This is a genomic window from Shewanella sp. 125m-1 (assembly GCF_052977065.1).
The window spans coordinates 1-13,149 of sequence record NZ_JBRILT010000007.1; the positions used below are offsets into that span (position 1 = coordinate 1).

Below are 13,149 nucleotides of genomic sequence, written 5' to 3' on the forward strand. Positions count from 1 at the left end.
GTTTAAAAACACTCGGATTTTGCCATCTTATAAAGATCGGTCAACCGATCAATAAACTGCTAAATGATCGGCATTACTCTAAGCAGGGCATTTTTATTGCTGAGGTGAAGTTATATTCATTGCGCGTTGATTATCGTCTAAACGGCTAAATCTAAGCCACTAAATCCAAACTGCCGTTCTAAGTGGCTGGATCTAAGTGGCTGGGTTTAAGTGGCATCAGGAAACTGCCCTAAGATTTGCAGCTTACCTTTTTTGCTTACGCCAACCACACCTAGAGTTTGGCTACCGACGCTATCATAAGTAAGCTCAATTGATTTAAGCTCTCCCTTAGGGACACTGATACTCCGGCTCGACAACCCTTTTGTAAGGATCCCGAGGTTATCAACCTCCTTCTTACTGCCATCAGCCATTATCAATACGATTTTATGTAAGTTAACCGTCCCCTGAATGCACTTCATCTTTATGTGACTAACCTGCTTTTCAGTTTTTTTCGGTGTGACGGTATCGGTTTCCGTTTTGTAGCTGACCGTTTTTTCACTGATCTGGCTCCACTGTCCAGCGTAGGCGTTTACGCTACACACAAACCCAAAAATCAAGGCTGGAACAATTAAAAACTTCATCGTAATCTCCCTTTACTCTTACTATTCAAATTGTCAGTCACGGTGCAAAAGCCTGGGCTTACCAAGCAGACTTTTAAACAACCGGCACAGGTTTTAGCATAGTCGAAAGCAACTGTTCAAAACGTTGCTCTCTTTGTTCAGGGGTTTTATCTAGCTCAGTAAAACCTTGTGCGAGCACTCGCCAAACCGGCATTGGATTATTAGGCGTAAATAGCGCTACTAACACTGAGCCTTTTTCATATTTATCATCGACCCCTTGCGTAGATAAACCGGCAACTAAACCTGCCCGTTTTAATATTTCTTTATCACTCATTTCTGACTCTAACGCCAAGCCAAATCCAACCAATACACCTGGAGTTTCATTGGCTCTTGCTAAATGATACCCCTTGGCCTCCATAGACTCCGTAATAGCATGCTGCATATGATTGATAACGACTTGATTATCGATTTCGTCACTAGCATGTACAGCAAACATAGTTGGGTGCCAGGCAAAGGCTGTAGAAGATTTGTTTAATAGAGCAAGGTTCCCTGTCGTCACCATCGTTGTGCGTGTCGCAGCCATTTCAGCTTCGACATTGTCAGAGCTTGTACAGCCAGCTAAAAAAGACAGCCCGAACACTATCAAAAAGATATATTTTTTAATCATAAGTTGAAAATCCCTCTATTTATCTTGCACCAGCGTAACAGGTTAAACATTAACCTAACCTGACTTGCAGTGCACTGTCGACCATTAACGGTTGATTTACGAGCGCCTTTAGACTGATTTTATTCACAAATAAAAAAACCGACTCCTTTGAGTCGGTTTTTACTAAGCAAATGTTTTGCTTCTGAGCGAAAGAAACTTGTCCCGTCTTACTTAATATTAACCACTAAGCTTGCACCGCTGCTTGATGGTGCACCATCAGCGCTGATGTAGTACCAACCTTCTGCTGGAGCACTAATCGTCAAGCTTTCGCCATTACCTTGGTTTTCAGACTTAACTTCATACGAGCTTGGGTTTGCCCATGTTTGGCTATTGCCATAAAGATTAACATCGCCGCTACCGTGGCCACTTGCAACACTCACTTCTTCTGTTCCTGCTGGCACATAGAAGTAGTAGCTAGAGTGACCATCTTCGATACAAATCGCTTCACCAAACTCGACACCGCCATAACCGTATGGAGATTGTGTTGCACAAGCATCAGCAACAGCTACCGGAGTGGTTCCTGTATCGCCGCCTTCTGTAAGGCTAACTTTAAGGCTTACACCATTAAAATCTTGGTACGCTAGTAAGCTGATATATACCCAACCACGGTTAGCTATCACGCTTAGCGACTCTTCGTTACCATCATTTTCTGATCTCGCATCAAAGTCTAATGGCTTAGCCCAAATATCTTGGTTAAAGAACAAATCAACATCACCTTCACCACCCGATGTTGTGATATAAAGCGGCGTATTATCTTCTTCAACATAGGTGTAGAAGTAATTAATATCGCTGCCTTCAACACACTCAACATTTTCTTGAGTTAGCTTGCCATCTCTAATAGTGGCTGCGCCGCAATGCTCAACTGGGTCAACTGGGTCAACTGGCCCATCAGTATCAGCGTTATCACCAATTCCATCACCGTCAGAATCAGCCCACTCAGTAGGATCTGTTGGGAAGACATCAGCGTTATCACCTACGCCGTCACCATCGGTGTCTGACGTTTCAGTTGGATCGTTCGGGAACGCATCTTGACTATCAGGTACGCCATCGCCATCAGAGTCAACTGGCGGAGTAATACCGGTGTCAATTGAATCATCATTACTGGTCACTGATCCCAACCAAGTATTCCATTCACTATTATAATTTTGGCCAATCGTATTATCGATATAAGTTAACCAGCCATCGGCATCACCGCCACGCGCTAGCACCAATAAGGCATCGACATCACTTCTGTGGTTTTCGAATAGGAAACGAACCGCTAAGTAACCCCAGCCGTAAACACGGTCCGAACCACTGTTATAAGTATTCGCCAAAATCTCACTTAGGCTGTAAGCCTGTGAGCGCCCCATATCAACAGCCCCATCGTTACGATTTTGCTTAGAAATATACTCGGCTAAACCTTCAGTCCACCAAACTGACTTACCCGTATCAATATCAAAGTAGTTAAATGCGCCATAAAGGTTAAAACGACCATCTAGATAATGAACATACTCATGCTTGAGGTTCCACACCAAGATCTCATCAGTCCAAGTTGCTTCATGAGCAATAAATCGTGCCTGGTTGCCCTCTTGCGACGGCGTACCTTCTAAGTACATGCCACCATTGTTAGTGTTAATTCCAAAGATGACGCTGGCATACTGCGCATAATCATCATAACTATCGAAAATATTGACCTCAAGACTCTCATTTAAGTCATCAGCAACAGGCTGGTAGCCAGTAGCGAGTACATTATGGAATAGTGTTTCTTCACCGCCCATCAAATCACATGATGCTTGAAGCTCATCATTGGTTAACTGTTGCGCACGAATATAGATAGTGTCACTACAGTTGTAGTTTATAGGTAGAGCCGTTTGCTCAAGCTCCTCTTCCCAACCACAAATACCAAACTGCTCACAGTCACCTGGATTGTAATAATCAAGGTAACCCGCGGCGTCAGCCCACTGTGCAGACATGCGCTCAAATTTACTCATGTAAAGCTGCACACCGTCATTAAGACGTGTTTTTAAGCTTTGAGGTAGATCCCAATAGGCTTGATACTCATAGAAACGACCAAATTCATGAAAGGCGTCCGTTGATTCATATTGGTAATTAGAGTTTATAATGTAATCGGCTGTCGCGATATTCAGCAACGCATCAATCAGCTCACCATGTTCCATGGCTTTACTGTTGTAGTCTTCTTCCCAGCTACCGTAATAAAGCGTAGTTAGGGCACTGGTCATTGCTGCACGGTGGCGATTGCTTGCCAAAAAGTCTGCATTAAACCTTTGTAAGTAATCGGTGATCACTGGCACGCTTTCTAAAACACGATCAGCACTCGCCCATGAAGTGAAAAACTCCATCAAGGTGTCACCAGCAGTCGAGCTTAAATCAAACAATTTTGGGTTTTTCGAATACTCAACTAACGCTCCATAAACTGCATCAGCCGCCTGTGTATCACCGTAGGTTAAATCGTCATTATAAAACTCAATATAAAAGGCGCCGCGTAAAAAATAGAACAGGTTACGCATTTCATTGCCATTGCTGCTGTCATAGGTAGCGGCAATATTTTTTACCTGGTTCGCAACAGAAACTACATTTGCAGTTTGGTAAGCCGCAACCGATACCGCATCATTTCTAGAATAAAGCTCTGAGATACAAGAGATGTCGGCTTGTCGAACAAAATCAAATAATGCTTGACCACTTAAATCGGCAAGCTCACTACTACACATGTTCTCTTCTGCTTCAGCTGCAGGGCCTACAGCCCCCATTGGGCCTTCAACTTTCTTTTGTTTATTTTTATCTATGTTCTGACGCTGGGTCTTTTCAGCATTTTGTTGCTTACCAGGCACATTCGCGCCCTTTTCAAAACGACTTTTTAAGTCATTACCGTGTGCCGCTTTGGTGGTTTCTTTCGCTGTTGGCGCGACTTCCCCAGATGCTAATGCAGCACTAGGAAAGAGTATAGCGGTGCAAGCTAATGCTAAAGCATGTACTTTAAAAGTACCTTTGTTAGCTTGTACTTTAGATGATTCTATTGACATATTTGACTCCAATTATTATCGCGACTTTGTCGTAAAATCACCTAAAGCTTCAAAGTGATCTATTAACCTGTATTCGGTAAGGTCTTGCACGATTGAGATTGTATTATTCTTATATTGTTAATCCTTTGTTAAAAAAGATTGGTTAATTTATAATTTATACAATATCCATAATCAAGTGATAAATATGGGTGAGCATGCATATAGAGCGCTATTTGATGAATGAACATTCAAGAGTCAAAGAAGTGACTCCCCCATTAACAATGACATTGCCTGTAGGTGAGTCTAGAAGGTACGTGGATTGGTATAAAAAACAGCCAACAGCAAAGACTAAACCGTAAGTATTAAGCCAATCGAATAAGCGTAAAAAAGCTAATCTTAAAACGATAAAGTCTTCATTCAATAACAAATTAGAAGCAGCAGACAAAATACACAACAGCGATATTAGACGCTCCTTTGTTATCGAACACTCCCCCTTTCAATCTGAGATAAAGAGCGCTTAACTTCCAATTCATGTTGCAGATATTAGCCATATAAAAATGAGTCAAATAAAAAAAACGCCTAAAGATTAAGCCTAACAATCTGCTTTTAACGACTAAATATGCAAGTATTAAACTTTGATTACACCGATATAATAAAAAAAGATAACTTATAACCCTTTCGTGACAACATCCTGATTACAACTCCGCTAGATAATATTTTCCTCCAGGCTGACTATCACGCTAGAATGCATTTTCCTTTAGTTTGTTCTCTGTTACTCGTTTACGGGGCCCTTTCAGGTTTAATATTATGGAACTCATTTTTACCATTGCACTATTTGCCTTTTCATCGGGGATCACCCCAGGCCCAAACAACATCATGCTAATGTCTTCAGGTGTTAACTTTGGGGTTAAGCGCAGCCTGCCTCACTTATCTGGTATTTGTATTGGCTTTCCGGCAATGGTGTTGGCCATTGGTTTAGGGCTCAGTGCAGTGTTCCAAAACTACCCTGTTTTACATAGCATTATTAAGTATATCGGTATCGCTTATATGCTCTATCTAGCCTGGTTGATTGCTAATAGCAGCGCCAAGATGAATGGCAAAGATACGACCGCCCCACTGTCTTTTATGCAGGCCGCCGCTTTTCAGTGGGTCAACCCTAAGGCATGGATAATGGGAATAGGCGCTGTTGCAACTTTTACCACCATGAGCCAGGCACTTGCACCGCAAGTCGTCACGATCGCGTTAGTCTTCTTTTTTATTGCAGTACCAAGTGCATTTGTCTGGTTAGGTTTTGGTGTCGCATTGAAACGATTATTAAAGAACCAAAGACAGCAAAAAATATTTAATGTCACTATGGCACTCTTGCTTGTGCTATCGATCCTGCCTATGATCGCGCCATAACTCCTTCAAGGCTGCATCTGATGACTCAGATAATCGATAACGAATTACAAGCATACGCAACAGAAACTGAAAACTGGGTAAAGCAAGTGATTATGAAATATAACATTTGCCCATTTGCCCGGCGTGAAGTCGAGCGCGCGAGTATTCGCTATGCCGTCATTGATGAGTCTCGCATGCAAGATGTGCTGCAAGCGCTTATTACAGAGTGTGCTTATCTTGATGAACACACTGATATTGAAACCACACTGTTTATCATCCCACGTGGTTTTGAAGGCTTTTACCTTTATTTGGATTTAGTCGATATTGCCAATGACCTGTTAATCGAACAAGGTTATGAAGGTGAATATCAGCTAGCGAGTTTTCATCCCGATTATTGCTTTGAAGATGAACCGCAAGACTCTGCAGCAAACTATACCAATCGCGCGCCTTATCCGACGTTGCACATTATTCGCGAAGCCAGTATGGAATTAGCGCTAGCGACTTATGATGAGCCAGAAACCATTCCTGAGCGCAACATTGCCTTTGCCGAGCGTAAAGGTACTCAGTTCTTTGTAGACTTATTAGCCCACTGTAAAAAAAGCCAATAAGCATACTCAATGGCAACGCCATGTTGGTTGTAGCCAAATCATTAATTATCAAGATTTAGGACATAAGCTTTATGGCTAAAAAGTATTACGTGGTATGGGCTGGTCGTGAAACCGGCATTTTCACTAGCTGGGATTACACTAAAAAGCTGGTCGATAAATTCCCACAAGCCAAATATAAGTCCTTCCCTAGTGAAGCCGAAGCGAAAGCTGCCTTTGCAACAGCGCCGAGTTATGGCAATGGCGTGAAAAAAACCACATCAGGCGCAGCGAAGACCAAAACGGCCGCTAAAGCGAGTCTTGATATCGACTTAAGTCGCTGCGATGTGTCTATTTTTACCGACGGTGGCTGTGAGCCTAATCCCGGCAAAGCGGGTTCTGGTGTCGCGGTTTATCATAAAGCCCAACTCACAGAGCTGTATTACGGACTTTATAATGCCAACGGTACTAATAATTCGGCTGAATTAAATGCCCTGCATCAGGCGCTATTGATTGCCGAAAAGGCACTAAAGCAGGGGCTAACGGTGCAAATTTTGAGTGACTCTCAGTACTCGATAAACTGTATCACCAACTGGGCTTACGGCTGGAAAACCAAAGGCTGGAAGCGCAAAACGGCGGGTGACATTAAAAACTTAGATATTATTCAGCAGTCCCACGCACTTTTCGATTCATTAAAGGACACGTTGGCGATTCAACATGTGGCCGCTCACGTGGGTATTGAAGGTAATGAACTGGCTGACCGCATGTCGATTTATGCCATTGATAAAAAAGATCCCGCATTCTGCCGTTACCCCGATCCGATAGTCCTCAGTGAAATCCTCAGCTTAAGAGCAGGCTAAGGCTAACGCCACGATTACATTACCGCCCAGTTGACACTTTATTACCGTTTATTCTCCTTTCGAGTTAGGTTTAAAGTGCCGGCTGTGGCACAATCGCCAGCATGAAAATCTACGCCCACATACATAGAGCCCCTATTCGCGTCATCCGTATCGGAAGACGTCGTGTTTGGCTGCGCCTAAAACGCGATATGTTAGTGTTGCAAGACGCGCTTGCTCAAGAAAAACAGGAGACTAAAGATATGTTAGTCACCTATAAGCGCCATACACGTAGACAAGCATCAAAAGAAGAACTGCTAGAAGCCAATAAGCAATTTGGCGATTTATTAAAAGGCCTTGGGCTAGGCGTGTTTGCCGTTTTACCCTTTGCACCTATCACGATCCCAATCGTGGTCAAACTGGGTAAGATTGTCGGCGTAGACGTATTGCCTAGCTCTTTTAATAATATGTCAGAGCGTAAGGCCAGTATCAAACGCGTCGCTAATGAAGCAAGATTACAATCAAGTTCTGAGCAAATTAAATAACTCTGCAATTAAGTTCTGAGCCAGTAAATCCTTTCGCCCCACCTTTCTCCCAAGTGTATAGCCTGATACTCTTAGCCTTAAGTCATTCTCATCATTAATAACAAGAAGAGTCCTTACATGAGCAACCTTATTATCTCTGGTGCTTCAGGCATCCCCTTATCTATTTTTAATAGCGACACATTTGTCGCTTGGCGCCAAGCGCAACCGCAGCGCATCCAAAACTGGCTCAACAGCACTCAATTTAACGGCAAAGGCGTAAGTTTACTTCCCAGCACTGAAGGCGAGCTAGAGCAGGTTATTTTTGTCAGCGATAGCGATGATTCGTACTGGCTATGCGGCGAGCTTGTAAACCAGCTTCCCGCAGGGCAATACCAGCTAAATGCCAATGAGCCACAGATAAAAACCGCCGCATTTAGCTGGGGACTTGGCGCATATCAATTTGATCGTTATAAGAAAAATACAAAAGAGCTACCAGTACTTATCGTACCAACGCAAGCACAAGCTGATGAAGCCAACAAATTTATCCGCTCAGTGTCACTGGTACGCGATCTGGTCAACACTCCAGCTGCTGATATGATGCCACAACACCTTGCCGAAACAATGATAGTGATGGCACAAGAGTTTGGCGCTGAAATCACCCAGATTGTGGGTGATGAACTGCTTGAGCAAAACTACCCAACCATTCATATGGTTGGCCGCGCCAGTGAAAACCTACCGCGCTTAATCGATCTGACCTGGGGTGATGAATCAGCACCTAAATTAACCCTTGTTGGTAAAGGGGTCTGTTTTGACTCTGGTGGGCTGGATCTTAAACCGGGATCAGGTATGCGTCTTATGAAAAAAGACATGGGCGGCGCAGCGCACGTAATTGGTCTCGCGCAGCTGATTATGGCGCATAACTTACCCGTTCGATTGCGTGTATTAGTACCCGCTGTTGAAAACGCGGTATCGGCTAACGCCTTTAGACCAGGAGATGTCATCACCACACGTAAAGGCATCACTGTTGAAATCGACAACACCGACGCCGAAGGCCGCTTAGTCCTGTGTGATGCACTCGCCGAAGCGAATAACGATAAGCCTGAACTGGTGATTGATTTTGCCACGCTGACAGGGGCAATGCGCATTGCATTAGGCACCGAACTCCCAGGCTTTTTCAGTAATGATGACGACGTGGCAGCAGGCTTTACCGCATCTGGCCTTAAAGTGGACGACCCTGTATGGCGCATGCCGCTACATAGACCTTATTTAGAGTTAACCGGTAGTGATATTGCCGACTTGGCTAACTGCGCCAAAACGCCATTTGGCGGTGCAATTACTGCCGCGTTATATCTAGAAGAGTTTGTAGATAAAGGGATTAGTTGGAGCCACTTTGACGTAATGGCATACAACGTACGTAAGTTACCGGGTCGCCCTGTTGGCGGTGAAGCCTTTGGTATTCGCGCGGTATTTGATTACCTGCAAAATCGCTTTAAAGCCTAATTAGCCTTAGCAAACATACCTATTAAAGGCCCGCATGTCGGGCCACATCTAAAACCTTACACCTCATACTCGATCGCATAGAGGATTTCGTTCACGATACGACATTAACAAGGTTAAAAAGTTCCCCTCAAAAATCCTATCAACATCACATTATTAATCAATCAAACTCTGTAGGTGCTGTGATTGCGTATTCAGTCACAATCTAAAGTCAAATTATGGATATGATTCATGCTCCTAGTCCAATGTCGGATTATGAACATGAGAATAAAAAAGTGAAAAAGCTAAAGTTATCTATTTTAATTGGTGCGTTACTTGGCGCACCTACGGTTGTAATGGCAGATGAATTCAAACCTTCTGTTGATTTAGGTGGTGCAGTTAAGGTTAAGTACTTCGTTGATGATGGCAATGAAGCCTCTAAATCAAATGGCGGCACATTCGCATTTGATGCATTAGAACTTGATATCGATAGTCAGATTAGTGAAAACTGGACAGCAAGTGCTAAGTACGTTTTCAAAAACTCTTCAAGCAACCATTTCATTAAATACGCTTATGCTGCGTACAATGGTGTTGAAGATTGGCAGTTCCAGGGCGGTGTTATCAGCAAGCCATTTGGTAATAAGAGCTTCATCTCACACAACTGGTGGGAAAGTATCAACTACTACATGGGCTTTGAAGATGACTACGATTTAGGTGCTAAAGCTATCTATAACACAGGTAACTGGACATCTGAAGTTGCCTTCTTCAAGAACAGTGAATACTCGTCATCAGATACCCGTGGTTACGCTGCTGATGGGTTTACAGGTTCTGTAGGTGACAACACCTATAACAACGAAGAAACCAACACATTCAACATTCGTCAGTCCTACGTTTTAGACTTTGATAAGTTAACTGTACAACTTGGTGCGTCTTTAGAATATGGTCAGTTATATGATGACGGTATGCGCAATAACGTTAATACAGGTAAAGACGGACACGGTACATCGACAGCTTATGCTATCCACTTAGATGCTCAGTACAGCGGTTACCAGCTACAGCTACAGATGGTCGATTATGACTATGACCAATTCGATAACGAAGACAAGAATGGTCTATACGCAATGAAGATGGGTGGCGGCGCTTATGAAGTTGCAGCTAAAGGCCAAATCTTTGCTGCGAACGTTGCCAAGACTATCGGTTATGACTGGGGCACTGTGACGCTTTATAACGATTACAGCCACTTGACACCAAACACTGATGTTAACGCTAGCCTAAATGACTCAGTGATCAATACCACTGGTATGAGCATTGCAGTATCTGACTTCTACATTTTTGTCGATCATATCTACGGTAAGAATGCAGTATGGATTGGCGGTCAACAAGGTCTTGGTATCGAAAATCAAGATGATGATTTCTACTCACTATTTAACGTCAGTGTTAGCTACTACTTCTAATATTGATGGTTAGGCGACGTATTTTATAAGTTGCTATCACGCAAGGCGGACAAGCGTTTTATTACCTTTCAGCCTTGCTTGATCTTTACAGCCATTATTATATTCAAACTACTCCACCGCACTTTGCTTGATTCAGTGCTATGTATGAGTGCTATGTATAAGTGCTGTGCTTAAGTTCTCGCTTTAGAACATGCCGCGCTTCACACAGCCCCTACCCCACAAATTTAGCTTTCACAGCAAAGCGCTCTGCTCTATGCTGTCATCTTACATAAAACAGCAATAAATCTGATAACTTATGGCTGCATTCTAGGGCTTACCTTGGTCAGTTTTAATCAATGTAGCTAACTGAAATAATGACTCAGCTTTACACTCAATTGACAGCAGGATGCTCAATATGAAACTCGCAATACTTCCTCTTCTCGCCTTCATCACCTTTTCTAGTCAGGCTTATGCAGAACCCGCTTCTGCAGAAAGTGTTAAGCAGCTAATGCATAAAACCGGAGCAGGAGAGCTAGGCATACAAGCCATGAACCAGATGCTACCTGCACTAAAAAACTTAGTTCCCGATGCGCCTGAAGCATTTTGGAGCGACTACATGGCAGAGTTTAATCCAGACGATTTGATTAAAATGACGGTGCCGATTTACCAAAAGTATCTTACTGAAGAGGAAGTTCAAGCCCTTAACGCTTTCTATGACACACCAGCAGGAAAGAAACTTATAAAAGTACAACCTCAGATCATGCAAGAGTCGATGATGGCAGGTCAACAATGGGGTCAAGCTGTTGCACAAGATGTGATGACCAAATACCAAATGCTAAAGCAATAGTCACTACTTAGCTCGCTGTAGTCCTTATAGCAGTCTGTATAAGAGAATGTTCTACTTCAGCGTATTTTGGGCAAACAACGTCAAAGAACCTAAATGGTGGAGTGGTTATGCCCTTAGGAAAGCATTCAACGCAGAAGTCAGCTACAAATCACGCCTAAAAAGCTGAGCTATAAAGTTTGCACTAGAACTAGAACTAGCATTACCGGATGCGAAAACATCCGGTAATTGCTTGAACACCCGTAATTGTTAAATATTAACGATTAACTGATAGGAGACTCAAAACCTTCAGGCTTTAATGCCACTAACGAGCACGTAATCGATTGCAAAATATTTTCCGCAGTATTACCGATAACAAAGCCTGGAATACCAGTCCTTGCCAAAGTTCCCATCACTAAGATATCCACATCCTTTTGGTTTACAAACTCGGGAATTTGAACATCAGCAGCACCTTGCAGATGGTGAATGATAATGTCACCGCCAATACCAGATTGCTCAATGAGGCTATCTAATGCTTCACGATGACGCACCTTTGAGGCTTCAAGCTCTGCGTTAAGTTCGTCCTGATCAATTTTAATCCACAGACTGTTTCTCAGGTAACTTTCGAGTTGATACTCCCAACAAGACAAAACATGTAATCGATAATCACATCGGTTAGCAATATCTCGTGCTAACTGCAACATTCTGAGTGAAAGTGCGTTTTCTTCAAGACTTGTACTAATCGGATCTATCGCAACGGCAACTTGTCGTTTATCCAGCGGTTGATGGACTGAACGATTAAGCCAAACAGGGCATGGGCATTTTCGCAATAATGTCATATCGATAGCCTTGAATCCTTCACCAGTTTCAGACAAAGGTTCGGCATCTTTAATCAACAGATCATACTTATGCTTCAGGATATGTTTAATAATGTTTACCGCAGGTTTTTCGCCACTAAATACCTCTAAAGGTAAGGGAGTATCAGGCTCTGCAATGTGATTTAGCAGTCTGCTTTTATCTATTTGTTGATTGACGGTTTGCCGCAGGGCATTTTCATAAGTCTCTTGATATTGATTAATATTGTGATTGGTATTGAGTGAGTTAGATGAGAGTGGCGGGCAAACAATCAAGCCTTTCAACTGTGCATTATTGGCTTGAGATAATCGTAGAGCTTGCCCTATTGAGTCACTGTCACTCGGTAATCCTTGACTAACAAATAATATATTCTTGAAGCTTTTCATCTCTACCTCCGTGATGTAGTGCACGCTGAGGGCTGTCATTAAGTTTTACCAGGAAATTGGCTTCAATAAATTGGGCGTCCGACGCTAAACTTAACATCGGTGTTATCAGCCCAAACATCTCGAATCCTTTATTCCATAGCGACAACAACACAGCTAAACGTAACAGGTTCTTTCAAGTATTGTTCTACGCAGGAAAATTATCCAATATGAAGTGTGAATAGATGCTCGGTAGGAAAACAAGATGAAAACTCATAACATCGCTACGGCAAGACCGAGTTATTGAGCTGCTATTTACAAATAAAGGTCAATTGTATGAATCATACGCTGAGGAGTATGAGGAGAGGATGATACTGCGCATGGCCATTCCTCATTCGTATCGTTAGCAGCTGGTCGATGAAGGCTAATTTAGTAATGGGAACGACAAGAAATTATAGTAATGGCTTGATCAACCTTAATAACCCCTGAATAGTAATTAAAACGATTAAACGATTAAACGGTTATGTATAAAAATAGATCCGTCATTTTGCCTTGGTAATTAGCAAACCGAC

At 42.8% G+C, this 13,149-nt stretch carries 11 protein-coding genes; 7 read left to right on the plus strand and 4 right to left on the minus strand.

The genetic code is table 11. The features are described 5' to 3' along the window. Positions 1–206: 206 nt before the first annotated feature. From ACVBIK_RS05145 to ACVBIK_RS05155, 3 genes are all read right to left on the minus strand, one after another. The gene (locus ACVBIK_RS05145) at positions 207–620 is read right to left on the minus strand and encodes a hypothetical protein (protein WP_447161537.1); all 414 of its coding nucleotides are present in this window, start codon (positions 618–620) and stop codon (positions 207–209) included. 73 nt (positions 621–693) lie between these two features. Further along, on the minus strand, positions 694–1,266 hold the full coding sequence (locus ACVBIK_RS05150) for a DUF4136 domain-containing protein (protein ID WP_447161536.1): 573 nt from the start codon (positions 1,264–1,266) through the stop codon (positions 694–696). A 206-nt stretch (positions 1,267–1,472) separates the two neighbouring features. Beyond that, on the minus strand, positions 1,473–4,325 hold the full coding sequence (locus ACVBIK_RS05155) for a collagenase (protein ID WP_447162353.1): 2,853 nt from the start codon (positions 4,323–4,325) through the stop codon (positions 1,473–1,475). Between the two features lie 786 nt (positions 4,326–5,111). Between ACVBIK_RS05155 and ACVBIK_RS05160 the strand changes: the two genes are divergently transcribed. From ACVBIK_RS05160 to ACVBIK_RS05190, 7 genes are all read left to right on the plus strand, one after another. Continuing rightward, the gene (locus tag ACVBIK_RS05160) at positions 5,112–5,705 is read left to right on the plus strand and encodes a LysE family translocator (protein ID WP_447162351.1); all 594 of its coding nucleotides are present in this window, start codon (positions 5,112–5,114) and stop codon (positions 5,703–5,705) included. A gap of 20 nt (positions 5,706–5,725) precedes the next feature. After that, positions 5,726–6,292, plus strand: coding sequence for a DUF1415 domain-containing protein (locus ACVBIK_RS05165; RefSeq protein ID WP_447162350.1), 567 nt, complete (start codon positions 5,726–5,728; stop codon positions 6,290–6,292). Positions 6,293–6,363: 71 nt separating this feature from the next. Continuing rightward, complete coding sequence (locus tag ACVBIK_RS05170) at positions 6,364–7,128, plus strand: ribonuclease H family protein (protein WP_447162349.1); 765 nt, start codon at positions 6,364–6,366, stop codon at positions 7,126–7,128. 101 nt (positions 7,129–7,229) lie between these two features. Further along, positions 7,230–7,649: a hypothetical protein gene (locus ACVBIK_RS05175; protein WP_447162348.1), complete on the plus strand. Its 420-nt coding sequence runs from the start codon at positions 7,230–7,232 to the stop codon at positions 7,647–7,649. A 117-nt stretch (positions 7,650–7,766) separates the two neighbouring features. Next, positions 7,767–9,128 carry a leucyl aminopeptidase family protein gene (locus ACVBIK_RS05180; RefSeq protein ID WP_447162347.1) on the plus strand — a complete coding sequence of 454 codons (1,362 nt, stop codon included), beginning with the start codon at positions 7,767–7,769 and terminating at the stop codon, positions 9,126–9,128. Positions 9,129–9,343: 215 nt separating this feature from the next. After that, complete coding sequence (locus ACVBIK_RS05185; protein WP_447162346.1) at positions 9,344–10,558, plus strand: hypothetical protein; 1,215 nt, start codon at positions 9,344–9,346, stop codon at positions 10,556–10,558. A gap of 394 nt (positions 10,559–10,952) precedes the next feature. Then, the gene (locus ACVBIK_RS05190) at positions 10,953–11,384 is read left to right on the plus strand and encodes a DUF2059 domain-containing protein (protein ID WP_447162345.1); all 432 of its coding nucleotides are present in this window, start codon (positions 10,953–10,955) and stop codon (positions 11,382–11,384) included. Between the two features lie 260 nt (positions 11,385–11,644). Here ACVBIK_RS05190 and ACVBIK_RS05195 read toward each other — a convergent pair whose 3' ends face one another. Beyond that, positions 11,645–12,601, minus strand: a complete 957-nt coding sequence (locus tag ACVBIK_RS05195; protein WP_447169229.1) for a universal stress protein — start codon at positions 12,599–12,601, stop codon at positions 11,645–11,647. Positions 12,602–13,149: the final 548 nt, after the last annotated feature.